This is a genomic window from Rhizobium laguerreae (assembly GCF_019778565.1).
GTDB lineage: Bacteria > Pseudomonadota > Alphaproteobacteria > Rhizobiales > Rhizobiaceae > Rhizobium > Rhizobium laguerreae.
In genome coordinates, this window is the sequence record NZ_JAAXQT010000001.1 from 813256 (window position 1) to 838408 (window position 25153).

Genomic DNA, 25153 nt, shown 5'->3' on the forward strand with positions numbered 1-25153 from the left:
CGATCCCGCGGCGACATAACGATCCGACGAATAGGGCAACATGGCGATATGACAGTCTACTATGTGAACTCAGCGAGTGGCTCCGACCGCAACAGCGGAACGGGCCAGAATTCGGCTTTTGCGACTTTGTCCAAAGTGGAATCCTTGAAGCTGAAACCCGGCGACAGCGTGCTTCTTGCGAAAGGAAGCGTGTTCAACGAGCAGTTCGATATCAAATATTCCGGCAGTGAGAGTGCGCCGATCAAGATCGGCAGTTACGGGACGGGTGCGGCACCCGTCATCCACAGCAGCAGCGACGGCGTCCACAGTCTCTATGCCTCCAACATCGTCATCGAGAACCTGAAGATATCGAATACCGGTGGTTCGGGCATCTATGGCGGCAGTGTTACGAACTGGACGGTCCGCGACGTCGAGATCGCCAAGACGGGATTGTCGGAAAACGCAGGCGCCGTCACCTTCCGGAGCAGCAAGAACGTCACGGTCGAAGACAGCAAGATATCGGGCGTCAAAGGCGACGGCTTCTGGATCGAGAAGGTCGACGGCGTCAAGCTTCTCAACAACACCGTCACCAGCGCGAACGGCTCGACGGCCGATGCCGTGCAAGTGAATGACAGCAGCAATATTCTGATCAAGGGCAATCATCTCGACCAGACTGACGCCAGCACTCCGAAGGGAGTGATAGCACTGGTGCGGGCAACGAACGCCGTGGTCGAGGATAATGTGCTCACCGGCGGCGGCTTCGGTATCAGCGCGCCCGCTGGCAAGAACGTCGCCATCCGCGACAACGACATATCCGGATATCACGGTTACAGCTGGTCCTTCGCCGTCGGTCTCGGCGACCAGGGCAATGCGCGGGACTATGATATTTCAGGCAACCATATTCATGACGGCGCATGGGGCGTTGCCGTCAGTGGCCCCAGCGGCGCCAGCTATACCCGCACGAATATCAAGGTCCACGACAACGTCTTCGACGACCTCTCGCAGGCGGCGCTGAAGGTCGACAGGCCGGCATCCGGCTCCTTCTACAACAATACGATCGAGACCGGCACCAAGGCCACCAGCATATCGCCGGCCATTGCCGATGCGCATATTTTCACGGTCAAAGGCAATCATACGGTCGCCAATGTCGAGACGGCGCTGGCAAGCCCGGTTGCGAAGACCGCGGCAGTCATGGAGGCCTCCGCGGATCCAGCGGTTGTCGCCGTCCATGATAATTTGAAGATTTTCACCGATACGGGCGACGGCCATCGCGGCAATCTCCTCGAAAACGATAGCTCGGATAACGACACCCTGGTGCTGCGCCGCTTCGGCGACGAAACCGTCGGCAAGCACGGCCTGACGCTGACCGGGGAATATGGTCAGATCCACGTCGACCGGGAAGGCAATTATGCCTACACGCTCGATGAAACGAAACTCCCTGACCGTAGCGGACATGTGAGCGAGTCGTTCAGCTACGGGATCAACGATGGAAGCTCGCATCATAGCGACGGGGATACGCTGACCGTCTTCATCCATATGGATGGCTTGCTGAGCTGAGGTGAGTGTGCCGGGAGCCGGCGCTATGCCGGGAGGCGTTCCTTCCGGGGAGGCGTGGCTCCCCTGGGGGAAGCGTTGCTCTCGCCACCAAATGGCTCCCACAGCACCCTCATCCGGCTGCCGCCGGGTGAGGGTAAGGGGCTGCAATGCGGCCCCAACCTTTCCGGCTTGCGACTGACCTGAAACGGGACATTTCACCTCTGCGACCATACGTCGCCGAGGGTACGATTATCGTTCATTCACCTTTCGGTCGCTTTTTAGTAGATTGTTTCCGTATAAGTTGTCATTTCCAGGATACGCCTCCGCCAGGCGTTCTCGGGACCAAGGCAGGGCCACAGGTCTGCCAACCGTCGTGAGGGCAATATCGAAGGCCTTTTGACATGGCCTTTAGCCCCGACCGCATCCGATCCACGCGTCGCAGCCGATTCAGATGGCTGCGCGGGCAATTCGAGAACAAGGCGATATGGCAATTTATTATGTGAATCCAGCAATAGGCTCCAACAGCAACAGCGGAACGAGCGAGGCCACGCCGTTTGCATCGTTCTGGGCGGTGGAAAACTTGAAGCTACAGCCGGGCGACAGCGTGCTGCTCGCCGCCGGAAGCGTGTTCAACGACCAGCTCGACCTTAAATACTCCGGCAGCGTTGCGGCTCCGATTACGATCGGCAGTTATGGTGTCGGCGATGCGCCGGTCATCCATAGCCCCAATGATGGCATTCACAGCCTCTATGCATCGAACATCGTCATCGAGAACCTCAAGATCTCGGATACCGGCGGCGCGGCCATCTATGCTGGGTATGTTTCGAACTGGACGGTCCGCAACGTCGAGGTCGATCACACCGGCTTGGCGGGCAAGTCGGGTTCCATCACCTTCCGGACCGGCTCCAACATCACCATCGAAAACAGCACGATCAACGACGTGAACGGCGACGGCGTCTGGATCGAAAAAGTCAACGGCGTCAATTTTCTCAACAACACCGTCACGAACGCCCACGGCACGGCGGCGGATGCCGTCCAGATGAACGACAGCAGCAATATCGTGATCAGCGGCAATTATCTCGACCAGACGGGCGCAGTTACGCCGAAGGGTGTCATCGCGCTCGTTCGGCCGGTAAATGCCTTGGTCGAGGACAACGCGATTATCGGTGGTGGCTTCGGGATCGCCGCACAAGCCGGCACCAACGTCGCTATCCACGACAACGATATTTCAGGTTATGGCGGCTACAGCTGGTCCTATGCCATTGGTCTCGGCGACCAGGGCAATACGCGGGACTACGATATATCGGGCAATTATATCCATGACGGCGTATGGGGCGTAGCGGTCAGTGCCGCCGGCACGACCAGTTACGTTCGCGAAGGTATCGACATCCACAACAACGTCTTCGACGATCTGTCGCAGGCAGCGCTGAAGGTCGACAGGCCGGCATCCGGCTCCTTCCACGACAATGTCATCGCCAGCGATGTCAGGCCATACAGCATCTCTCCCACTATCATCGCCGCGAACACCTTTCCCGTCAGCAACAACACGACGCTCGATGAGGCCCAGGCGTCGATGCTGGCGAGCAGCGATAGTCTCGCGGTCGGCGATACGACGCACACGGACACGGCGCCTGCCATTGTCGCAACCCATGACAGCCTGAAAATCGTCTCCGATCTGGATGGCGCCCATTACGGCAATCTCCTCGAAAACGACAGCTCGGCCAATGGAAACCTGCTGCTTCGCCGTTTCGAGGGCGAATTCGTCGACAAGGACGGCGTAACGCTGACCGGCCGATACGGTACAATCCATGTCGACAGTGACGGCGATTACACCTATACGGCCGACGCGGCAAAGCTCGCCGGGCTCAGCGGAGATGTCAGCGACACCTTCCATTACAAGATCTCCGACGGGACTTCGCTGCATTTCGACACGGATACGCTGAGCGTCTCCATCCATGTGGATGACCTGCTGAGCTGATAGGGATGCCGGCGGCAAATGGCGTTGCATTATCGCGGCGGCAGTCCGTCCAGTACTTGCGAAGTCTCATTGATCGCCGAGCAGGATCCTGATGACATCGACTTCGATTTCCGCGCAGATGATCTCGTATTCGGTGATGATTGCGGGATCGGCCGATCTATCCCGGCGCATGCGATCGAGGACGGCGCAGGCTTCGCCGTAGGCGCCGCATAATTCATAAAAATGGGGCTGGCTCGCCGCAACTGCTCTGATCGTTGCCCGCGTCGCAGGCAGCCTCATCATCAGCCTGGCCAGCCCCTGTTCCGCGGCTTGCCGGGTGAGGTGGGCTACGCCTTCTTTCCTGACCATGCCGTCATTCCTCGCTGCCTGTGGTTTCCGATCCAGGGGGTACGCAAGACTCACCCCCCGAGTAGTACGCAGGAATGCTGCATCTGGTTTCATGCCGGATGAAGGATTAGAGCCTTTCCGGGTTAGATTGAAGCATTCTGCCGGAGCAGATTTTCGTCAGGACAAAGGCGATTGGCGAAGGGCATACCCCAAGGTACGTGCGAGCCGATCGCCTTTGTCCTGGCGGAAAGATGCCCGGCCCTTCGGGTTGGCTGAAACGGGCCGGCTGATCGACCGGCCGGCTTGGCCGTAGAGCCGGGCTACGACACGCGCCGGCCGGTCGACCATCCGACTCCGTTTGAGCCAACAGAATGCTTCAATCTAACCTGGAAAGGCTCTAGTGGCGCAGTGCCGCAAACAGCCGGTGCTACCAGCGCAGGAGGCGGGGGCCGAGCAGCGCGCCGATTGCGCCGGTCAAGAGGATGCCGAGCGAATACCAGAGGGTGACAAAGGGCAGACCGTTTTCCGTGCAGAACCAGGAATAGACCCAGGCGCCGGATGCGCCGGCGGCAATGCCGGCGATGAAGCCAGTGATTCCGAGGTTGCTCGGGGCACCGCCACGGAGAACCCAGGTATTTGCGATCAGGATCGGCATGGCAAAGGCAAAGATCAGCAGCGGGCAATGCAGGGCGGAGGAGCCGAGCACCAGCACGGGATAGCTGGCGGCCGGCGACAAAGCGAGCTGGATGACCGCCATGACGGCGAGGGCGAGTATGATGGCCGCGGCAATCCCGAAAAAGCGGCCCTCCGAGCCATCCGGCCGGGACAGGCGGTAAACGGCTGCGAAGGCGGCGACTGCAAGCAAGGCATTGTAGGCGGACTTGATCCAGAAGACCGGCAGCATCAGCGCCTGCGCCATATCGGTGCGAAAGCCGAGGACGATAAGCATCAGCAGCAGCGAGACTGCCAGAGCAGGCAGGATGGCGAACGCGAAACGGCGTTCGAGCACATATCTCGGCACCGGCTTCAGATCCCGGACAAGGCTGTCGATCACGTCCTCAGTCTCTCTCACATCCCACCTCGCAATCTTGCCGCCAGCGCCTTGATGCCCCTGTGAACGCCGACCTTGACCGCCGATTCCGACTGTCCGGTGCGGCTTGCCGTGTCGGCCACCGACTGCCCCTCGAGCTTGACCTGACGGATCAGCTCCTGCTGGTGCTGCGGCAGTCCGTTCAACAGCCGTTCGACATCCATGCGCGCTGCAATCGCATCCTCCCTGAAGTCGTCTTCGATTTCCTCGTCCAGTTCTATTTCCGCCTTGTAGCGGCCGCCATGCTTTCGGTGGTGGTCGATCAGCTTGTAGCGGGCAATCGAGAAGAACCACGCGGTGAACGGCCGCTCCCTGTCATAGGTCGCCCGGCGCGAATGCAGCGCCAGCAACGTCTCCTGCACGAGATCTTCCGTGTCGGATTTCGCGGTAGTGCCGATCCGCCCGCCGTAATAACCGACGAACAGGGTTCGCAACGTCACGAGCAGACGCCGGTAGGCTGCCTCGTCCCCGTCGAGGGAAAGAAGCATCAGCATCTTCAGTGCTTGTTCCGAATGGGTGCTCGTCATGTCGTCTGCAATATCATTCGGGTGGATGACGCTTTGGTTACAGGCGGGTTCAAAAATCTTCCGGCGGCAATTCGAAGTGTACAGCGTCCTTTGCGCGTCTCCAAAAGACGCAAAGGGCGCTGTAGCGCTATCACATAAGCGTGAGGCTGTAACCGCCTTCGCAAGGGGATCGAATTCAGGACCGCGAGCCGTCGGCGGGTGCCGGCGGACATGTCAATCGATCCGAGAAGATCCTCATGACCAAGATCCTTTCCAGCCTTGCCGCCTGCACATTCGTCATCGGCCTATCGCTTGCCGGCGCCGCCAGCGCTCAAAGCGATGCCATGAAGAAAGACAGCATGAAGACCGACACGATGTCGAAGGACGCCATGTCCAAGGACGCAATGGCGACCGGCAGCACCCAGGCCGACTGCATGCACAATGCCGGCATGGAAAAGGACACGATGAAGAAGGACACGATGATGAAGGCCTGCGACGCGATGAAGTAAGTTTAGCCGCGGCCGCTGAAACTTTATCGTCGGCGGCCGCGTCCTTTCTCGCGAAGACCTTTCACGCCGATCCGGAGGAACTACAATGGTTACGACCGATGCCGGCATGGCGAGCGGACGCACGCTCTTCTACCGCCATGGCCTGCTGGTGCGCCTGTCGCACTGGGTAAACGTGCTGTGCATGACGGTGCTGCTGTACAGCGGCCTGCAGATATTCAACGCCCATCCGGCGCTCTATTGGGGCCAGTACGGCGCCGACGACGATCCGTCCTTCATTTCCATGGAGGCGGAACAGGAAGCCGATGCACTGAAGGGCGTGACGCGCATCGGCGGATTGAGCTTCGACACGACGGGCGTTCTCGGGGTTTCGAATATCGACGGCGAGGCCGCGGTGCGCGGTTTTCCGAACTGGCTGACCTTGCCGAGCTACCAGGATCTGGCATCGGGCCGGCGCTGGCATTTCTTCTTTGCCTGGCTGTTCGTCATCAACGGCTTCATCTATCTCGCCTATGGTTTCGTCAGCCGGCATTTCCGCCGCGATCTGCTGCCGGCGGCCGAAGAGCTGAAGCCTTCGCATCTCGGTCACGAGATCGTCAATCACGCCCGGCTGCGCTTTCCCAAGGGGGCCGAGGCTCGCCACTATAATACGCTGCAGAAACTCGCCTATCTCGCCGTGATCTTCGTGCTGCTGCCGCTGATGATCGGGACGGGGCTTACCATGTCGCCGGGCTTCAATGCGGTCGCCCCTTGGCTGCTCGATCTGTTCGGCGGCCGACAATCGGCCCGCACACTGCATTTCCTGACCGCCTTCTCGCTCGTCGCCTTCGTCGCCGTGCATGTGGCGATGGTGCTGGTCTCGGGCGTGTTCAACAATCTGCGCTCGATGGTCACCGGTTATTACGACATCGGGCAGGGAGGAAAGTCATGAGCCGCATCATCACCAGACGTCGCTTCCTGATCGGCGCGACCATGACGGCATCGGCGCTGGGGCTTGCCGGCTGCGATGCCCTCGTCGAAAACGATCGGACGAAATCGGTGTTGAAGATCGCCGAAGGCTTCAGCATGAAGACGCAGCGCTTTCTGCTCGGTGACGACGCACTCGCCCGCGAGTTCACCGAAGCCGATATCTCGCCGACCTTCCGCGCCAACGGCACGAGCATGCCCGACAATGCCCGCTATATCGACTGGATGAACCAGCGGTTTTCGGGCTGGAAGCTCGAGGTCGGCGGGCTGGTCGACAAGCCGATGCAATTGTCGCTGGCCGAGCTGAAATCCCTGCCGGCCCGCACGCAGATCACAAGGCATGACTGCGTCGAGGGCTGGAGCGCGATCGGCAAATGGACCGGCGTGCCGCTTGGTGCGTTGCTTCAGACGGCCGGTCTGAAACCCGAAGCCCGCTACATCGTCTTCCACTGCGCCGACGAATATGAAAAGACGCTCGACGGCAGCGGCTGGTATTACGAAAGCATCGATCTCGTCGATGCGTTTCACCCCCAGACGATCCTTGCCCACAGCATGAACGGCCGCGATCTCGAAGTGGCCCATGGCGCGCCACTCCGGCTCCGGGTCGAGCGCCAGCTCGGCTACAAGCAGGCAAAATACCTGACCGGCATCGAAGCCGTCGCCGATCTCGGCCAGCTCTACGGCGGCAATGGCGGCTTCTGGGAGGATCGCGGTTATGAATGGTATGCGGGCATATAGGCCCCCGACCGACATGCCGACCTTGACGTTTTCCTCGTGTCGGGTTCCACGGCCGGAGAGGTCGTCGTGGTCAAGGGTACGGAAATCCCGCAGCTCCCCTCAGGAAGAGAGACCGATCGTGATGGTGGCGGATAGCACGCCGCCGTCGAGCTTTTCGAAATCGAACATGTGGTCGGCCGCATCCTCCGGGAAGAGGCCGTCCTCGTCGTTGCGCGTATCGCGGGCAGGGCGCCCGAGATAGTCGGGATGCTCGCCATAGATGATATCGCTCAGCACATCGTCGAAATAGATCTGGCTGACGAGAAGCTCCTTGCCCTCGGCGAGGATGCGGCAGTGAACGTGCGGCGTGCGGCCCTTATACCATCCGGGATAGGCCGTCAAGAAGCTTGCCTGCCCCGTGGCATCCGTCAGCTGGCGGCCGCGAAAGGCGAGCCCGCTGATCGCCTCGGCATCGCCGAAGGTGCACATCTCCGCAGCCTCGCGGCCGGAATAGATGCCGCGGTGATCGGTATGCCAGATTTCGATATCAGCATTTTCGACCGGCCGGCAATCGGCCGCGTGGACGATCCGAACGGCCAACCGCAAAGGCAGCCCGGCCTTTCCTTCCGAAACGTCCTGACGAGCCGGGACATTGTTGACATGGCAGGGGCCAAGGGTCTGGGCGACGGTCACGACACAATTCGGACTGGTACGGAAGAGCGGCTCTGGCAGCTTTTCCAAGGTAACCGATTTTGTGCCGCCGCTTACGAAATCCGTTCCCTTCCAGTCGAATGTCCTGGCGGCAACAACGACATGCCGCCGCGGCCAGATTGCCACCGCAGCCACGGATGATGCGACAATGGCCGCACCGCCAAGCACAAGAGTCCGCCTCTTCATCTGTCTTCCTCTGCCTCAAGTCGCAGGATTTAAGGAGGATGCGCAGGAAATTCCAATTAAATCCAGGCAATGATCGACGGCAACGAGATCATTCTGCAATGCCGCCGAGACGCCAGGTGGGTCCCGAAGCAGCCACTCCTGTTTGCAGGCGGATTGACGGGAAAGTGTATTCTGCCGATGTTAGCCAATGGACGGTTGCTCCGAAGCACCCCTTGGGCTCCGGTCGCCTAAAAGACGCTGTAAAGCATTGAATTACCGAATAATTTTATCCATGAATCGATTCCGCTTGAACTATGCAGTAGGCATCCAAAATTCGTTTCCGAGTCAGGGCAGAGCCATATGGAACCAACCCACTTATTCGAGCTCGTCATCGCGATGTTTCTTGCGATCATCGCGCTGCACTATGCGGCCCACAGGCTCGGACTGCCGCCGTCCGTCGCGCTGCTGGCCGGTGGCGCCTTGCTGGCGTTCGTGCCGGGGTTGCCGGCGATATCAGTCGATCCGGAACTGGTGCTGGTCATCTTCCTGCCGCCACTCCTGATGGACGGCGCCTGGGCCATCGCGCTGGCGCGGTTGCGGCGCCATATGATCGGCATTGCCTCGCTGGCCGTCGGCGCTGTGTTATTCACCTGCGCGGTGGTGGCCGTCGTGGCCCATCTTATCTTTCCATCGCTTCCCTGGGCCGCCTGCGCAGCCCTTGGTGCGATCGTTGCACCGCCGGACGCGGTCTCGGCGCGCGCCGTGCTCGAGCGAGTCAGGCTGCCGCGGCGGCTGCAGATTCTTTTGGAAGGCGAGAGCCTGCTCAACGATGCGAGCGGCCTGGTTCTCTTCCGTTTTGCCGTTGCCGCTGCCGCAACAGGAGCCTTCAGCGCGGGGGAGGCGATCGGCAGCTTCTTCGTGCTGGCGCTCGGCGGCGCCGTTGTCGGCGTCGTTGTGGGAACGGCATGGGTCAAACTCGTTCGGCGTCTCGGTGACGAATATCTGATCATCGCAGCCACGGTGCTGCTCGGTTGGATTTCCTATCTGCTCGGAGAGCTGCTGCATGTTTCCGGCGTCATCGCCACCGTCACCACCGGCTTGATCGCGTCCTGGCACCAGCACACCGTATTTTCGGCCGCAACGCGGATGCGCGGCACGTCGTTCTGGACCGTGATGATCTTCCTGATGGAAGCTTCGGTTTTCACCTTGATCGGCCTGTCGCTGCGGGATGTCGTCGAACGCGGCGGCGGCTTGACCACCGTCATCGCGACGATGGGGCTGCCGATGCTGGCGATCCTCGTCACACTCGTGGTCGCGCGTTTTGCCTGGGTCTTCGCCTCCGATCTCGTCATCAGGTTCTGTGCAGCCCTGGGGGTGACGCGAACTCGGCCGCTCGGCGTCGGCGGCGCGACGGTTCTCAGCTGGGCAGGCGTGCGCGGCGTGATCACGCTCGCTTTGGCGCTCAGCCTGCCCGAGGGGTTCCCGGGCCGTGACTTCATCCTCGCCACATCCTTCGCCGTCATTCTCGGTACCGTGCTCGTGCAGGGCACGACATTGGGGCGGGTGATTGCCTGGGCGCGGCTGGTGGAGACGGAGACGGAAAGAGCGCGCCTGACCATGAGCCAGGCCGAAGTCGCCATGGTGCAGGCGCAGCTCGAGACCGTCCAAAGCCTGGCATACGACGCGGAAGGAAAGCTTATCCACCCGCAATTGCTGGACCGATACCAGCGCAGGGCGACAGTGATCGTCGACTATGCCGAGAGAACGGAGCATTACAAACCGGTGCTCCATGCTCACTTCGACGTCGTTCTCGAAGCGGTTGCCACGGGACGCCGGGAGCTCATTCGCCTCCATCGCGCCGGCGACATCGACGACGAAACCTTGGACGAGCTTGAACGCGATCTCGATCTTGAGGAGTTGAGCGCGATCTCTGCCAAGGCGTAAGGTTCAGCGCCTTACTCCCTTCGACATCATCGTCAACGCATTGCGATATCGAGGCTGATGCAAGCAGCGAGCGGCTTGGAAGCGTGCTCTTAAATGGCGATCTGTTCGCCGAGCTCGACGACGCGGTTGGACGGCAGGTTGAAGTAATCGGAGGGATCGATCGCCAAGCCCTCCAGCCCCATGAATATACGCTCCTGCCAGGCGGGCAAGCCGGTGTTCGGCGTCCTGACGAGGTTCCGGCGGCCGAGATAGAAGGAGGTCCTCATGATCTCGAACTTGAAGCCGCTTTCCCGGCAGAGAGCCAGAGCCCTGGTGACGTCGGGGTCGTCCATGAAGCCGAAGGTGATGTCGAGGCGCACGAAACGCGGCGAGAGCTGGCTTATCTTGATGCGGCGGCTGTCGGGCACATAAGGTTCGTCCTCGGTCCAGACGGTCAGGATGACGTTCTGTTCGTGGAGCACGTGGTTATGCTTGAGATTGTGGAGCAGGACGTTCGGCGTACGATCCGGGACACTGGTCAGGAAGACGGCCGTTCCCGGAACGGTGACCGGGGAATGCTCCGACTTTCGCTCGATCGACCTGATGAAGGAATCGAGCGGGATCTCGTTGTTGGCCCGCAATCTCTTCAGATAGGCTTGGCCTCGGGTCCATGTCCACATCATGACCATGATCGCCAGGGCAAGGGCGACCGGAACCCAGCCGCCATCGTGGATCTTCAAGAGGTTGGCCGCCAGGAACAGAACTTCGATGATGAAGAGCGGTAGCAGCAAGACGGCGGCGAGCACGAGGGAGTAGCCCCAGACGGCTCGGAGAAACTGGAAGACCAGCATGGTCGAGATGACCATGGTTCCGGTCACCGAGATGCCGTAGGCCGTCGCCAGCGACTCGGAGTCGCCGAAGGAAAAGATCAGCATCAAGACGCCGACCAGCAGGAGAAGATTGACGGCCGGCACGTAGATCTGGCCGGTGTTGGTCTCCGACGTGAACTTGATCCTGAGCCTCGGCAGGAAGCCGAGGTGAACCGCCGAGCGGGCCAGCGAAAATGCGCCTGTGATCACCGCCTGGCTGGCGATGATCGTTGCCATCGTCGCCAGAATAACCACCGGCAGCAAGGCCCAGTCGGGATACATCAGAAAGAACGGATTGGTGGCGGCTTCCGGATGGGCGAGAACGAGCGCGCCTTGGCCGAGATAGTTCAGAAGTAGGGCAGGAAAAACGAGCACGAACCATGCCATCTGGATCGGGCGGCGCCCGAAATGCCCGAGATCGGCATAGAGCGCTTCGGCGCCCGTCACGGTCAGAAAAACGGCGCCGAGCACAATGAGGCCGACGCTGCCGGCATGGGTGAGGAACAGGAACGCATTGATTGGATTGAGCGCCTCCAGAATCCTCCAATCGTCGCCGATATGGATCAGGCCGCCTGCCGCCATAGCCAGAAACCACAACACCGTTATTGGCCCGAAAAAGATGGAGACGGCGGCGGTTCCCTTCGACTGGACAGCAAAGAGAACGATCATGATCGCAGCTGATGCCAGCGGAACGTATTCGGCAAAGGCCGGCGTGACCAGTTTCAGGCCTTCCAGCGCCGACATGACCGACAAGGCAGGCGTGATCATCGCATCGCCGATGAAGAGAGCCGCTCCGATCAGGCCGGCGAAGAAGAGCACCGGTACGTTTCGTCCCATCTTCTTCATCAGGAGGGCGAGAAGCGAAAGCGTGCCGCCTTCGCCGTCATTGTCCGCCCTGAGAAGGAAGAGCACATATTTGAAAGTCACGATGATCGTCAGCGTCCAGACCATCAGCGAAATGAGACCGATGACCTCGGCTTCGTGTACGCCATCGGCGGCAAAGGGCCTCAGCGCCTCGCGAAGGGCATAGAGCGGGCTGGTGCCGATATCGCCATAGACGACGCCGACCGCGCCGATGACCAGTCCGACGAAGCCCTTTGGGCCAGCACCTTCACCCGTATTGTCTGCATGTGTTGACGTCATGGTTCCCCGCTCATGCCACTTGGCCATGGACACAAACATATGCCGCATTGCAGAACGGCAAGTAAATTGATGCGGGTGTGAATTTTTTGTGGGGGCGAAGGCGATGCGGGCGTGGCGAGGGTGGCGTTGCGATCAGTTCAAACGTCGTCGGTTCGTATCCCCTTGCGATTGCGCTGTCGCATGGTAATAAGCATGCATGACCCGCGCCCGGACCTTTTCGAGCTTTTATTACACGCTGCTCCCATAGAGAGCGGCGCAAGGTCATATTCCTGACACTCGAGACGCCGGATGGTCGGCGGCACGTGTGTCAACAGAAGGTCTCCGGCCTCATCGGCCCAAATGGAGACCCTCGTGAAACTATCCTCTCAGCCTACCGGACCTAGATCGGACTTTCTTCGCACTTTGAGCGAGCGCGGCTTCCTGCATCAATGCACCGACTTAGGAGCACTCGACAGCTGGCTTTGTTCAGGAGCAGGCACCGCCTATAACGGATTTGATCTCACCGCCGACAGCCTGCATGTCGGGCATCTCATTCAGATCATGATGCTGCGGTGGTTCCAGAAGACGGGTAACAAACCCATTGCGTTGCTCGGCGGCGCGACAAGCCGCCTGGGCGATCCGAGCTTCCGCGACACGTCGCGTCCCTTTCTCAGCCAAGAGCAGATCATGAAAAACCTGATCGGCATCCGACGGGTCTTCGAGCGCTTCCTCGCTTTTGGAGACGGCCCGACCGATGCCGTCATGGTCAATAACGCCGACTGGTTGGACGGGCTCAACTATCTCGATTTCCTGCGCGATATTGGGCCGCATTTTTCAGTCAACCGGATGCTCACATCGGAGAGCGTGCGCCAACGGTTGGAACGAGAGCAATCGCTGTCATTGCTGGAATTCAACTACATGGTCATGCAAGCCTACGACTTCCATGTCCTCGCAGAAAGCCGCGGCTGCCTGCTTCAACTGGGTGGCTCGGACCAGTGGGGCAATATCGTCAGCGGCGTTGAATTTGGACGGCGGATCGGTGGACGCGGCCTCTTTGGATTGACTGCCCCGCTGCTGACGACGTCTTCGGGCGCGAAGATGGGCAAGAGCGTTTCGGGGGCGGTTTGGCTGAACGCCGACCGGTTGTCACCCTATGAATTCTGGCAGTTCTGGAGAAACGCCGGGGATGCCGATGTGGGTCGTTTTCTCAGGCTGTTCACCGAGTTGCCCTTAAGTGAAATCGCACGCCTTGACGTGCTTCGGGATTCGGAGATCAACGAAGCAAAAAAGATTCTTGCCGACCAGGTCACCAGCCTGTGCCACGGGGCAGATGCCGCGGCGCAAGCTTCCGAAACCTCCCGACGCGCCTTCGAAGCAGGCGAAGTGCCGGCGGGTCTCCCGACGGTCATTCTCCCGGATAGCCTTCGCGGTGATTTTCCGTTGGTCGACGCCATGGTCGTTGCCGGGCTCGCCAAGTCGAAAAGCGAAGCGCGTCGATTGATCGTCGGCGGCGGTGTGCGAGTGAACGGTGGCAGCGTAAAAGACGAGACAATGCGGCTTGGCGACTCCGACGTCCAGGACGGGGTGATCCGGCTCTCGGTCGGCAAGAAGCGACAGGTCCTCCTTGAGCCGGTTTAGCGTGGTCTGTTCAATTCGGGGAGCGGGCAAACTCGAACCACCTTGTCGCGCTCCCTGCGGGTGTTGTTGACAAGGTGGCCCTTCGGTCCGACGTGTTTGCGGCCTTCAATTGGAGCGGCTGCTCGGCAGTGACCTGTGAAATCAGCGGCGGCTGCATCATGCTGACAGGGGATGTCAGCAGCAGTGATCGATAATCCTGAGATTGCGGGCTTCTCAAGCCAGTCGCCATTTCGTCGGAATGTCCGGTTATGCCGCCGGATACCCCGCGCCATCGGAGCAGTGTCCCCGAGATGAAGCCACACCACCGGATTTTCTTCATTCAGTTTGCCGTGGCCCTTTCCTTAGGCGCGTTTGTGTCGCGGCTGCCCGACCTTCAGGTCAAGTTCAGTCTGACCGAGGGAGAGCTGGGCCTTTTGCTTGCCGTCATGTCCTCCGGGGTTCTGTGCGGGTTGACGTTCTCGGTAAGGTTGATCGAGAGGCTCGGTGCGCGCACCACGGCTTTCGTCACCGTCTTCGGTGCGGCGCTGTTTTTCGCGCTGATCCCCTGGATGCCTTCAGCTCTCCTGGCGGTGCCATTATTCTTCATTGCCGGCATATTCACCGGCGCGTTCGAGATCAACGCCAATATCGAAACCGATCGCCGTGAGGCGCTGCTTGGGTACCGCATCATGAGCCGGGCTCACGGCATGTGGAGCGTGGGCTTCTGCATCACCGCCCTTGTTGCCGCCGGCATGCGGCAGGCTGCCGTCTCCATCGAACTGCATAGCTTGATCATCCTCGTCACCGTCCTGATTGGAGGGTCGATCGTTTTCTCCGGGATCGAGAACGCGCCCCAGCGGCAGGACGCGCACCCGGGAGATAGTCCGCCGATTGCTTTTCCGACAATCGGGCTGCTGCCCCTTTGCCTGATAGGCGCAGCTCCACTTCTCGCCGAAGGCGCGAGCGTCGATTGGTCGGCGATCTATATGCGTGACGTATTCGCGGTCGAACCCTTCATCGGCGGGCTCGGCGTGACCATTTTCTCCCTGTTCATCGCCATCGGGCGGCTCGGTATGGACCCTGTCATTGACCGCTTCAATCCACGCCCGGTCGTAATAACCCTCCTCGGGATCGCGACCATCGGTCTCGTCATGGTTGCGACGGCGACACACCCTGCTATCGCGCTCGCAGGCTTTGGCCTGACAGGTATCGGCTGCTCTTCAGTCTATCCGCTTGCCATCTCGGCTGCGGCCCGACGCACGGATCGACCCGCACCCGTCAACGTTGCAGCGCTCGGGCAGACGACGTTCCTTGTGTTTTTCGCCGGGCCGCCACTGCTCGGTTTCGTTGCCGAACACTTCGGTATCCGCTTTTCGTACTGGGCGGTCGTCCCTGTTCTCGCCGCAGCGCTGCTGGTCACCAGGGCACTTGCCGCTGATCCTGCCCCGGTCACAGGCCAACCCGAACCGGCGCAACCACACGGTTGACACGCCACGCCGGCCACCTTTGTCGTAAGCTCGTTCACGTCCTCAACCGGAGGGGCAACCTCCGGCTTTCGCTGGTGAATCGGGCGGGCGCAATGTATTTCCCATGGCGCCGAAGTATTATGAGCGGCCATCGGAAATATAGCTCGTATAGGTGAGGAGCTAATTCCGCATACTGTCGTCAACTCTTGGCGAATGGTTTTGCTGCTCAAGCATTGCGGCCACAGTCCATCTCGTCTGAGTGGACCTGGTTGGGATGGCGAAACTCCAGCCTTTCGGCCTAGCAAAACATATGTTTTACGGGGTTTGTGATGGCCGTGTCCGGCCGCAAATGAAGGCTCGCCGGCGTCGTTCTGCGCCTCGCTTCGGACAAATTTCCGCCGCTAAAATGCCAGTATTAGTTGTTTCTAAATCACGCCATAATTCGCATCTACGTTGCCGCGCCTGTTTTATTCTTCGCCACATTTCGGAATTTCAACATTATACAAACTGTGGTGGGTAACTATGAAGGTTATTCTCGTCATCGTCCTTACGGCGCTTGCCGTGCCCTGTGAGGCGGACATGCTCCGCACGGCGTCCAAGTACAAGAGCATGCACGAACGCTCCATCTCCTTCCTGAGCATCAATCCGCGCAGGGTGTCGTGGTGCGGGGCGTTCCTTGCCTTTGTCGCCAAACGGTCTTCGCGGCAACCGCCGCCCAACCCCAACATGGCGGCGTCCTGGAGGAAGTTCGGCAAGCCGGTCGGTGTCCGCTCCGCCAGGCGAGGGGATGTCGTGGTGATCCGCACCGGCCGGCGCTTTCATGTGAGCCTGTTCGATCACATCGATCAGCGCCGGCAGTACGTCTACCTGTTCGGCGGCAACCAATCCAACCGGGTCCAGCTGTCGCGCTATCGCGCCAGTTCGGTGGTCGCCGTGCGACGATGATGTTGGGGTGAGAACTCACCCACCTTCCAAACCTCGGCAGGCGGCGGGAAAACAGGCCTTACGCCTTGCGCGCCCTGATGTGGAGGAAGATCGGCGCGATGCGGGTATCGGCGACTATTGGCTCGGAAAGCGCCACCTCGATTGACGCCATGGGCTCGCCGAAAGCTTCAATCGTCAGCCCCGCTTCGACGATCATCGACACCCAGGTCGACAGCGTTCGGTGAAAGCGCGGGACGGCAAACGGCGTCAGCGTCACCCGTTCTTCCTCTGGGATGGAGGAAAAAATCCAGCGCTCGACCCGGCCGTCGCTCTCGTCGAAATAATCGGCGATCTCAACGGCGACGGGTTCGCCGGCTTCATTGCGGATATTGCGGCGCGTCGGCGGCACGAAGCAGGGATGCAGGATCGAAAACTGCAGGAAGCCGCCCGGCTTCAGGACGCGGTGGATGCCCTTCAGCACCTGGCGCTGATCGGCCATGTCCATCATCGACATGAAGGCGGTGGCGAAATCGAAGCTCGCTTCGGGGAAATCGATGCCCTGGCCGTCGCCGAGCACGTAGTCGATGCCGAGCGGCGCTTGCGTCTCGGTCTCGCGGGCATAACGAATGAAGGTCGGGGCGATGTCGAGACCGATCATGCGGGCGCCGAGGCGGGCGACGGCGCGGGTGTTGGAACCTTCGCCGCAGCCGAGATCGAGCCCGGCAAGGCCTGCCACCGGCGGCAGCATCTTCAGAAAGGCCGGTGTGTTCAGCGCGTCGCGATATTTGTCGTAGCCCGCGCGGCTATAGATCGTCCAGGTCTCGGCATTGCTCTCCCAATGGGCGGCGACATCATTGGCGTTCATGGCTCTCCTCCTTGTGCGATCGGAACGGGCGGGGAGCTATAAGCGCAGCGGATTATAATGGGAAGACAGGCAGTCTACTGCAAGTGGTTGACACCCATGGATCATGACCAAGTTCGCGTGCACTATCATGCGATCGAGAGGATAGGGGGCTGCTGTGTCCGACGAAGTGATCATCCGCGAGCTGGTCGGTCTCGATCAGACGATGACAATTTTCCCGCTGTACAGCCAGGTTAGTCGCCTGAGCGAGGCCGCGGTTTGCCAACGACTTTCAGCCATGTTTGCACAGAGCAACTACCGCTGCAGGAGTGAGCGAGGCCGCGATAGCACCATTCCGTGTCCGGGCGAACCAAGGGAGTTGATGCGTCACCCCAGGCTCACACTCTTGAACGCGGCGATGATGCTTTGGGCAGCGAGCTGCGCCTCATCTGACGTCGTCTGGAAATTGGTGACGGAGAGGCGCAGCACGTCGCTGCCGCGCCATTTGGCGCCGCCGGCGAAGATGATGCCGTCCGCCTGAATCTTTTCGATCGTCTTTCGCGTCAGTGCGTCGCCTTCTTCGTTCGGCAGGTCGGCTCCGAAGCGGATGACGAGCTGGTTCAGCGCCACCTCGTTCAGAATGGCGATGCCCGGTTGTTGCGACAGGAGATCGACCACCAATCGCGCTGAGGCGCAGCACTGGTCGATCAGGGCGGCGATGCCGTCGCGGCCGAGATGTTTCAGCATCGCCCAGGTGGCAAAGCCGCGCGCCCTCCTCGAAAGCTCGGGCACGTAATGGGAGGGATCGCGTTCGCCTTCGCCGGCGAGCGGCAGGTAGCTCGCGGCGATCGTCATGGCGCGGCGATGGGCGAGCTCGTCGCGGACGATCGCATAGCCGCAATCATAGGGCGTCTGCAGCCACTTGTGGCCGTCGGTCGCCCAGCTGTCGGCCGCTTCGATGCCGCGGCTGAGGTGGCTGGTCTTCGCTGACGCCTGCGCCCAGAGGCCAAAGGCGCCATCGATATGCACCCAGGCGCCTTTCGCCTTCAACAGCGGGATGATGGCGGCGAAATCGTCGAAGGCGCCGGTATTGATCTGCCCCGCCTGGAGAACGGCGATGACGGGTCCAGAGACAGTATCGAGCGTGCCCGCCAGCGCGGCTGGGTCTATCCGTCCCATCGCGTCGGTGGGCAGGCGCAGCACGCGATCATGCCCGAGGCCGAGGAACTGAAGCGCGGAGAAGACGGTGGTGTGGGCGTCGTCGCCGATCAGTACGGCAATCTCCGGCGCTCCGAACAGGCCCTTTGCATCGGCATCCCAGCCCACCTGGCGCAGCACCTCGCCGCGGGCGGCCGCAAGGCAGGTAAAGTTCGCCACCGTCGCGCCGGTGACGAAGCCGACCGAGCTTTCGGCCGGCAGCTTCAGGAGATCGAGAAGCCATCTCGCCGCGACGGTCTCGACTGCGGCTGCGGCCGGGGCGACGGCATGGTTTCCGGCATTCTGGCCCCAGGCGCTGGTGAGGAAATCGGCCGCGACGCCGACCGGATGGGAGCCGCCGATGACCCAGCCGAAAAAGCGCGGCCCAGTGGTTGCATGCAGCCCGGGTTCGGCGCCGTCCGCGAGACGCCTGATGACATCAAGCATATCGGAACCTGCCGCCGGCAGCGGCTCTTCGAAACAGGCAAGCGAGGCTGCGTAGTCGTGGGTGGGCATATGGCGGGCGGGCGCTGCCTGCCGGAACGCGGCCGCAAGGCGGGCGGCTTCCTGAAACAGAGATGCAATTGCCGTCATGCGGGTCCCCCTGCCGCCACCGATCCTGGAGGGCCTCACCCTCGAAAGCAGGCTGCCGGCACACCCAAACTAGCCCATATCGCCGAGGCTGTCTTCGCCTGGCAGATCTCGGATCCGGGTTCCAGGGCCTTCCTTGGGCTTGCCGAGACCTCAAGATAAATTGAGCATCGGGGAGGCGCTTCCTAAATATCTACACTAACTACCTTATACCGTTCTGTGCGTTTTTGAAACTTCGCGGCTCTTATTGAAAGTGATTGCCTTCGTTGCAAGTATCGTTCAATAATACGGAAATATCATTTGCACCATTGTCAAGTTGGTGCTGCCAATCAGCGAGGGATATGCACTGAAATATTTCCTTCTCTACGCGCTGACATGCACGTTGGTCGGGATAGCTCTTCTCTTCATCATCCGTGAAGTTGTACCGTTCGCGATCGACAAGCCAACCGATCAATCGGTGGCAGGCTCAACTGATGAGCCAGTTGCCGGGCCAACCGGTGAGCCGTTGAGCGCGGCAACCGGCCAGCCGGTGCCGGGGGCAACCGGCAAGCCGGTGCCGGGGCGAACAACCGATCAATCCGCCATCCAGCCAGCCGATCCCCTGGTCGTCCGATCCACCGGCCAGCCGGTCGACGGGCCAGCCCGTGAACCGGTGGTCGGGCCAACTGGCGAACCGGCAGCGAGGCCGACCGATCAATCGGTGGTCGGTCCGACCGGCGAACCGGTCGTTCGGAAAGGGGGCCGGCTGGGGAGCCCGGCGCAGTGACCGGCGCCTGAGATGACGGATTTCCGTTCGATCTCGTCACTTCGAGCATATGCTGAACTACGAAGCGTCCTGACACCGGTTGCATCGGCTGAGGCCATCTGTATTGACAGTACCTCTCATCTCGCAGGAGGTCCCGATGGATGAAAGTGGCACGACGATCAGGCATGTCAGGGCAGACGAAGTGGAGGCTTTCCGGCGTATCCGTCTGGAAGCGCTTCGCACCGAACCGTCCCTCTTTGCAAGCCGCTACGAGGACTGGGAGGCTCTTTCTCTCGAGGAGTGGCGCAATCGCCTGAACGAGCCGGTTTTCATCGCCTTTCAGGGTGACGAACCCGTCGGCATAACCGGCCTGCTTCGGCAGCGGTCGAGCAAGATGGCCCATCGCGCAACGATCATCATGGTTTACGTCAGAAGGAGCCTGCGCGGAACGGGCCTTGCCGGCAAGCTGCTCAGCGCGGTGGCCGATCACGCGCGCGATATCGGCATCCTGCAGCTGGAACTCTTCGTCAGCGCGGAGAACCCGGCGGCAATACGCTTCTATCAGCGGGAAGGCTTCTCCGAGATCGGCAGGATTCCGGGCGGGGTTCTGGAGGAGGGCAGGGAGATCGACGACGTCATGATGGCTCGCCGTCTGGTCAGTTAGGCCTCACGCCGATGTTTCAGCGCATGTCGGCTTGCCTCACCTATTGACCTCAAGTGGGGTTGGGGTTGCAGCATGCCGGCATGGGCTGGAGGTTTGGCCGTGACGAAAATTCTGAAAGACGAGGATCTGGTCGGCAGCGCGCTGATGATGATCGCGATCGATGCTCTCGAGACCGCTTTTCTCGCGAGAGCCGACAATCGGTTGATCTCTCCGCCCCGGCACCATGTCTCGTTTCCCGATCGCGGCGATCTCGTCTTCACCGTCGGCGGCATCCTCGGCGAGAAACCGCTCGCGGGCTTCCGAGTCTATGAAACATTCGACGGGGCGGAGCATTCGCAGATCGTCGCGGTGTGGTCGGCCGACGACGCGAAGCTCAAGGGCATTATTCTCGGAGATCGTCTCGGCAATCTCAGAACCGGTGCGATCGGAGGGCTCGCCATCCGGCATCTCAGCGCGCCTGACGCCAGCATCGTCGGGATCCTCGGCAGCGGAGCGCAAGCGCGAACCCAGCTTGCCGCGGCCGCCGCCGTTCGAAAGCTGGACCGCGCCCGCGTCTATAGCCGCGACGAGAAGAATCGCGCCGCCTTTGCAGCCGAGATGCAGCACGCCTTGGGTATTGAAGTGGAGCCTGCCGGCAGCGCTTCTGAAGCCGTCTATGACGCCGACATCGTCATCTGTGCGACGACGAGCCGAACGCCCGGCATTCATGCGCGGGATTTGAAGCCCGGCGTGCACGTCAACACCGTTGGCCCGAAAACGCATGAGGGATACGAACTCGGCCTGGATCTTGCCGATGTCGCCGCCGTGATCGCGACGGATTCACCCGAACAGACGCGCGCCTATGCTTCGCCCTTTTTCCTGACCGGCTCCGGCAATGAACACCGCATGGCCGACCTTGCCGATATCATGGCCGGGAAAACGGCCGGGCGAGGGTCGCCTGGCGATACGACGCTGTTTTGCTCCGTCGGATTGGCTGGAACCGAGGTCGTCGTCGCCTCGGCAATCCTCGATATGCTGTGAGCCCGTTTTCCTTATTCACGCTAGGCCCAGCACATCCTCCATGGCGTATTCGCCGGGTGCGCGCCCTGCGATCCAGCGGGCGCCGGCAAGCGCGCCGCGGGCGAACATGCCGCGATCGAGAGCCGAATGCGAGAGCGTCACGACTTCCTCGGCGGCGGCAAACAGGACGCTGTGTTCTCCGACGAGCCCGCCGGCCCGAAGGACGGCAAAGCCGATTTCGCCGGGCGGGCGCTCGCCGGTGATGCCGTCACGCCCGCGCCGCTCGACAGATGAAAGGGAAACGCCGCGGCCTTCGGCCGCCGCTTCGCCGAGCATCAGCGCCGTACCGGACGGCGCGTCGATCTTCCTGTTGTGATGGGCTTCGAGGATTTCGATATCCCAGCCATGCGCGGGAAGGGCGCGCGCGGCCTGGGCGACTAGGCCAACCAGCATGTTGACGCCGATGGAGAAATTGCCGGAGCGCAGGATCGGAATCGCGCGGGCGGCCTCCGCGATCCGTTCGAGCTCATCCGGCTCGAACCCCGTCGCCCCGATCACCAGGGCCGGTCCGCCGGCCGAAGCGCACAAACCGGCAAGTTCGGCGGCAGCACGTCCCGTCGTGAAATCCAGGATCACGTCGGTCGCTCCAATCGCAGCCGAACGGTCGATCAGCCCGGCGCTCATGGAGCCTTCACGGCCGATGCCGCCGACGAACGCAAAAGCCGGATCGGCCGCCAGCAGCGGCATGATGGCGCGACCCATGCGGCCGTTCGCGCCGGCGACGGCTATTTTGATTGGTGAGGTCACGGACTTTCCTTGGCTCGCGATATTTCCAACGGGCGGCTGTTTGCATCGGCATTACGCCGGCGAATGGGATCTGCCACTACCGCACTTGCGCTCCCGGGGCAAAGCAGCGATCTCCTCTGGTCGTCTGGTGCCTACCAGTTGCCGGGGTCGGCGGTGTGATCGATGCTGGCGAATTCGTCGGCCTTTTGCCGATCCAGCTTCACCTCCGTGCCAGCCTTCGTCTCGTCGACGACCGAGTAGCGGTCGGGGATCGGTCCCCTTGATAGTTCCTGATACAGGAGCAAGGCGGCCTCCTCGGCGGTGTCGGCCTCGATCTCCCGAGTGATTGATACGGTGAACTTGTGCATGGCTTCGGCCCTCTCGATCGGTGCGCCGGCGTGTGCGTGGCTTGCGCAGTCTGACACGAGTTTTGTGTCGATGACACTAAAACTGCTCGCTTAGAATTTGATTCATTTGATGGCTTCAGGTCTTTGTTTTTATGAATGTAGTGGTGCCAAGCCGCCGTACCGTTTTGGGCGAACTCAGCCGAGGAGATAGGTCATGCGCCTGAATCAAGTAACCGTTACGATGCCTGACCTCGATGCGGGCTGGAACTTCTACTGCGTTCTCGGTCTCACGCCGGTCGTCGACGCTCGTCCTCGCTATGCGCGCTTCGTCTGCCCGGACGGGGACAGCACCTTCTCCCTGCATCAGGGCGAAGGTGGCGGTGGCGGCACCACGGTGTATTTCGAGTGCGAGAAGCTGGACGAGACGGTCGGCAGTCTCAGCGAGGCCGGTCTTCGTTTCGTCACCGGACCGGAGGACAAGAGTTGGCTCTGGCGCGAGGCGGAGCTGTTCGACCCCGGCGGCAACCGCATCATCCTTTATTTCGCCGGATCGAACCGCACCGATCCGCCGTGGCGAATGGATAAGGCGGAGCGCCCGAAGCAGGGCGCCTCGGCGCCTGCCTATCCCGGCCATTTCACGAATTGACGAATCGCGGTCGCCTCGGCATCTTTGTGTCGGCGTGGCCTAACGCCGAACCTCCCAGGACCTTCCCCAGCAGGGTCTTCAACCGGAGGCAAAGGGACTTTCGTCTCGGGTCGTGATCCTTGGTCCTGATGTTTCGGGCCTGTTGCTGGGGAACGATGTCCGGAACGTGAGAGGCCCTGATATGACTGAGAATGGAAATTTCAAGCGACGGGTGCGTGCACGCGCCGCCAAGACGGGTGAATCCTACACCGCCGCCCGCATGCATGTTCTTCCCAGGTCGGCGAACGATGCACAGCCTGAGGCAAGACGATTGCGTCTCGCCGTGGCCCAGACCACCCATGCAGACGATCCCCGCGATGCGGACAAGCTTCGCCAGAGTGGACAGGAGATACGCCTGCTGATGCGGCAGGCGCGAGAGGCAGGGGCGCGGCTCATCCACTTTCCCTAAGGAACGACATCATCGCCGAACAAGCGGATCATGTCGGAAATCGGGCCGAGAGAGATCGGGCCGTCCGATTGGCGGCGGTTCGAATGGGCCGTGTTGCGTGAGGAGCTGGATAAAACGCGCAGACTGGCGCGCGAACTCGGGCTCTGGACGGTCATCGGCTCGGTGCATCCGCTGACGCCGCCGCACCGGCCGCACAACAGCCTTTATGTCGTCTCCGATCGCGGCGAACTGGTGACGCGCTACGATGAGCGGCTGCTGTCGAACACCAAGATCTCCTTCATGTACACGCCAGGTTCGATCCCCGTGACCTTCGAGGTCGACGGCATCCGTTTTGGCTGTGCGCTCGGCATGGAGTGCAACTTTCCTCAAATTTTCACTGAATACGAGCGGCTCGATGTCCACTGCGTGCTGTTTTCGTCCACTGGGGGAACGTCGGCCAATGATACCTCCTTCGCCGCCGAGGTGCAGGGGTATGCGGCGAGCAACAGGTACTGGGTGAGTTTCTCCATACTCGCACATCCCGGTTTAGCCGATCCCGTGTCTTCCGGGATCGTCTCGCCCGGTGGCCGGTGGGCAGCGCAATGCCCTGCGGATGGAACGGCCGCGATATCGCTCACTGATATCGACGACAATCACGGCGATATTGCCCGGCCGTGGCGGCGCAAAGCGCTGGGCGGCCTCTACGAGCCGCACCGCGTGGCCGGCGATCCGCGCAGTGACGGGCGGGATATGTTTTAGAGCCGGGTCGCGTCGGTTGCATTCCGGCAAAGTGAATGCAGCCGATGCTATATGCACGGTTCCGCAAATCTCCTCATACCCGCTTGTCCCGAAGTCATTGAACCCGGACGATAGCAACACCGCAGGGACCTCGACCATTTAGCAACGCTGTACAGTCGTCCGCGTGAAATCACTCGGACTGGGCTGGAGAAAGACGATTTGCCTCTTATTTCAGTGGGCAATGCGAAACGAAGAGCGAAAGGATCACGCAATGGCAAAGAACACGATCTGCGTATGGTACGACAAAGACGCTGAGGCTGCTGCCCGCTTCTATGCCGCGACTTTTCCCGACAGCGCCGTGGGTGCCGTCATTCGGGCACCGGGAGATTATCCTGACGGTAAGCAAGGAGACGTACTGGTCGTGGAATTCACCGTTGCGGGTATTCCTTGCATCGGCTTGAACGGCGGTCCTGCGTTCAAACACAACGAAGCCTTCTCATTTCAGATCGCAACCGACGATCAGGAAGAAACCGATCGCTATTGGAACGCCATCGTCGGCAATGGCGGCCAGGAAAGCGAGTGCGGCTGGTGCAAAGACAAGTGGGGCGTGTCCTGGCAGATTACGCCGCGCGTCCTCTCCGAAGCGCTCTCGGCAGGCGGTGGCCAGGCAAAGCGTGCTTTTGACGCGATGATGACCATGAGGAAGATCGACATTGCGACGATCGAGGCGGCGCGGCGCGGCTGAGGCAGCTTCGAGCAGAACGATCTTT

23 protein-coding genes and 1 pseudogene are annotated in these 25153 nt (G+C 61.0%); 15 read left to right on the plus strand and 9 right to left on the minus strand.

From position 1 onward, the window contains the following. Window positions 1-48 precede the first annotated feature (48 nt). Window positions 49-1536 (plus strand): right-handed parallel beta-helix repeat-containing protein, encoded by a 1488-nt coding sequence (locus tag HFO71_RS04005; protein ID WP_221987540.1) that lies wholly within the window; start codon window positions 49-51, stop codon window positions 1534-1536. A 463-nt stretch (window positions 1537-1999) separates the two neighbouring features. Next, window positions 2000-3493, plus strand: coding sequence for a right-handed parallel beta-helix repeat-containing protein (locus HFO71_RS04010; RefSeq protein ID WP_168259232.1), 1494 nt, complete (start codon window positions 2000-2002; stop codon window positions 3491-3493). Window positions 3494-3559: 66 nt separating this feature from the next. Here the strand turns inward: HFO71_RS04010 and HFO71_RS04015 are convergent, their stop codons facing one another. The 3 genes from HFO71_RS04015 to HFO71_RS04025 all read right to left on the minus strand — a co-directional run bounded on the left by HFO71_RS04015 (window position 3560) and on the right by HFO71_RS04025 (window position 5437). Next, a complete protein-coding gene (locus HFO71_RS04015; RefSeq protein ID WP_025395071.1) occupies window positions 3560-3841 on the minus strand; it encodes a hypothetical protein in 282 nt (93 codons plus the stop codon). 406 nt (window positions 3842-4247) lie between these two features. Then, the gene (locus tag HFO71_RS04020; RefSeq protein ID WP_131642715.1) at window positions 4248-4892 is read right to left on the minus strand and encodes an NrsF family protein; all 645 of its coding nucleotides are present in this window, start codon (window positions 4890-4892) and stop codon (window positions 4248-4250) included. Next, window positions 4889-5437 carry a sigma-70 family RNA polymerase sigma factor gene (locus HFO71_RS04025; protein WP_221987541.1) on the minus strand — a complete coding sequence of 183 codons (549 nt, stop codon included), beginning with the start codon at window positions 5435-5437 and terminating at the stop codon, window positions 4889-4891. Before HFO71_RS04025 ends, HFO71_RS04020 begins: the two co-directional genes overlap by 4 nt. Before the next feature lie 236 nt (window positions 5438-5673). On the opposite strand from HFO71_RS04025, the gene HFO71_RS04030 reads away from it, so the two are divergent. The 3 genes from HFO71_RS04030 (at window position 5674) to HFO71_RS04040 (ending at window position 7626) form a co-directional block, all read left to right on the plus strand. Next, complete coding sequence (locus HFO71_RS04030; RefSeq protein WP_132609968.1) at window positions 5674-5925, plus strand: pentapeptide MXKDX repeat protein; 252 nt, start codon at window positions 5674-5676, stop codon at window positions 5923-5925. An 85-nt stretch (window positions 5926-6010) separates the two neighbouring features. Beyond that, a complete protein-coding gene (locus tag HFO71_RS04035; protein ID WP_168259231.1) occupies window positions 6011-6853 on the plus strand; it encodes a cytochrome b/b6 domain-containing protein in 843 nt (280 codons plus the stop codon). After that, window positions 6850-7626, plus strand: coding sequence for a molybdopterin-binding protein (locus HFO71_RS04040; protein WP_077978572.1), 777 nt, complete (start codon window positions 6850-6852; stop codon window positions 7624-7626). The genes HFO71_RS04035 and HFO71_RS04040 overlap by 4 nt, the downstream gene beginning before the upstream one ends. A 99-nt stretch (window positions 7627-7725) precedes the next feature. Here the strand turns inward: HFO71_RS04040 and HFO71_RS04045 are convergent, their stop codons facing one another. Then, entirely contained in the window at window positions 7726-8502 is a 777-nt protein-coding gene (locus HFO71_RS04045; protein ID WP_168259230.1) for a dioxygenase family protein, read from the minus strand. Between the two features lie 339 nt (window positions 8503-8841). Between HFO71_RS04045 and HFO71_RS04050 the strand changes: the two genes are divergently transcribed. Continuing rightward, entirely contained in the window at window positions 8842-10425 is a 1584-nt protein-coding gene (locus HFO71_RS04050) for a Na+/H+ antiporter (protein WP_168259229.1), read from the plus strand. An 89-nt stretch (window positions 10426-10514) separates the two neighbouring features. Here HFO71_RS04050 and HFO71_RS04055 read toward each other — a convergent pair whose 3' ends face one another. Beyond that, window positions 10515-12416, minus strand: coding sequence for a potassium transporter Kup (locus HFO71_RS04055; protein ID WP_168259228.1), 1902 nt, complete (start codon window positions 12414-12416; stop codon window positions 10515-10517). Window positions 12417-12767: 351 nt separating this feature from the next. Here HFO71_RS04055 and tyrS point away from each other — a divergent pair, with 351 nt between their 5' ends. From tyrS to HFO71_RS04070, 3 genes are all read left to right on the plus strand, one after another. After that, entirely contained in the window at window positions 12768-14033 is a 1266-nt protein-coding gene (tyrS, locus tag HFO71_RS04060; RefSeq protein WP_221987543.1) for a tyrosine--tRNA ligase, read from the plus strand. A 290-nt stretch (window positions 14034-14323) separates the two neighbouring features. Beyond that, complete coding sequence (locus HFO71_RS04065) at window positions 14324-15499, plus strand: MFS transporter (protein WP_131642781.1); 1176 nt, start codon at window positions 14324-14326, stop codon at window positions 15497-15499. Window positions 15500-16000: 501 nt separating this feature from the next. After that, a complete protein-coding gene (locus HFO71_RS04070; RefSeq protein ID WP_065280463.1) occupies window positions 16001-16423 on the plus strand; it encodes a TIGR02594 family protein in 423 nt (140 codons plus the stop codon). Between the two features lie 58 nt (window positions 16424-16481). On the opposite strand, the gene HFO71_RS04075 is transcribed toward HFO71_RS04070, so the two are convergent. Beyond that, window positions 16482-17267, minus strand: a complete 786-nt coding sequence (locus HFO71_RS04075) for a class I SAM-dependent methyltransferase (RefSeq protein ID WP_221987545.1) — start codon at window positions 17265-17267, stop codon at window positions 16482-16484. Between the two features lie 363 nt (window positions 17268-17630). After that, complete coding sequence (locus HFO71_RS04080) at window positions 17631-19034, minus strand: pyridoxal phosphate-dependent decarboxylase family protein (protein WP_221987546.1); 1404 nt, start codon at window positions 19032-19034, stop codon at window positions 17631-17633. Window positions 19035-19347: 313 nt separating this feature from the next. Between HFO71_RS04080 and HFO71_RS04085 the strand changes: the two genes are divergently transcribed. The 3 genes from HFO71_RS04085 to HFO71_RS04095 all read left to right on the plus strand — a co-directional run bounded on the left by HFO71_RS04085 (window position 19348) and on the right by HFO71_RS04095 (window position 21460). Then, on the plus strand, window positions 19348-19797 hold the full coding sequence (locus HFO71_RS04085) for a hypothetical protein (RefSeq protein ID WP_221987548.1): 450 nt from the start codon (window positions 19348-19350) through the stop codon (window positions 19795-19797). 136 nt (window positions 19798-19933) lie between these two features. After that, the gene (locus HFO71_RS04090) at window positions 19934-20440 is read left to right on the plus strand and encodes a GNAT family N-acetyltransferase (protein ID WP_077978561.1); all 507 of its coding nucleotides are present in this window, start codon (window positions 19934-19936) and stop codon (window positions 20438-20440) included. 99 nt (window positions 20441-20539) lie between these two features. Continuing rightward, window positions 20540-21460, plus strand: coding sequence for an ornithine cyclodeaminase family protein (locus tag HFO71_RS04095; RefSeq protein WP_221987550.1), 921 nt, complete (start codon window positions 20540-20542; stop codon window positions 21458-21460). 15 nt (window positions 21461-21475) lie between these two features. Here HFO71_RS04095 and dapB read toward each other — a convergent pair whose 3' ends face one another. Both dapB and HFO71_RS04105 read right to left on the minus strand, forming a co-directional pair. Continuing rightward, a complete protein-coding gene (dapB, locus tag HFO71_RS04100) occupies window positions 21476-22246 on the minus strand; it encodes a 4-hydroxy-tetrahydrodipicolinate reductase (RefSeq protein WP_221987552.1) in 771 nt (256 codons plus the stop codon). Between the two features lie 131 nt (window positions 22247-22377). Then, the gene (locus HFO71_RS04105) at window positions 22378-22593 is read right to left on the minus strand and encodes a hypothetical protein (RefSeq protein ID WP_094085643.1); all 216 of its coding nucleotides are present in this window, start codon (window positions 22591-22593) and stop codon (window positions 22378-22380) included. Window positions 22594-22786: 193 nt separating this feature from the next. Between HFO71_RS04105 and HFO71_RS04110 the strand changes: the two genes are divergently transcribed. The 3 genes and pseudogenes from HFO71_RS04110 (at window position 22787) to HFO71_RS04120 (ending at window position 25128) form a co-directional block, all read left to right on the plus strand. Then, a complete protein-coding gene (locus tag HFO71_RS04110) occupies window positions 22787-23218 on the plus strand; it encodes a VOC family protein (protein WP_151517539.1) in 432 nt (143 codons plus the stop codon). Between the two features lie 181 nt (window positions 23219-23399). Then, window positions 23400-24404: pseudogene (locus HFO71_RS04115) on the plus strand (carbon-nitrogen hydrolase family protein). A gap of 250 nt (window positions 24405-24654) precedes the next feature. Next, window positions 24655-25128, plus strand: coding sequence for a VOC family protein (locus HFO71_RS04120; protein ID WP_130787251.1), 474 nt, complete (start codon window positions 24655-24657; stop codon window positions 25126-25128). The last annotated feature ends 25 nt before the right edge of the window (window positions 25129-25153 follow it).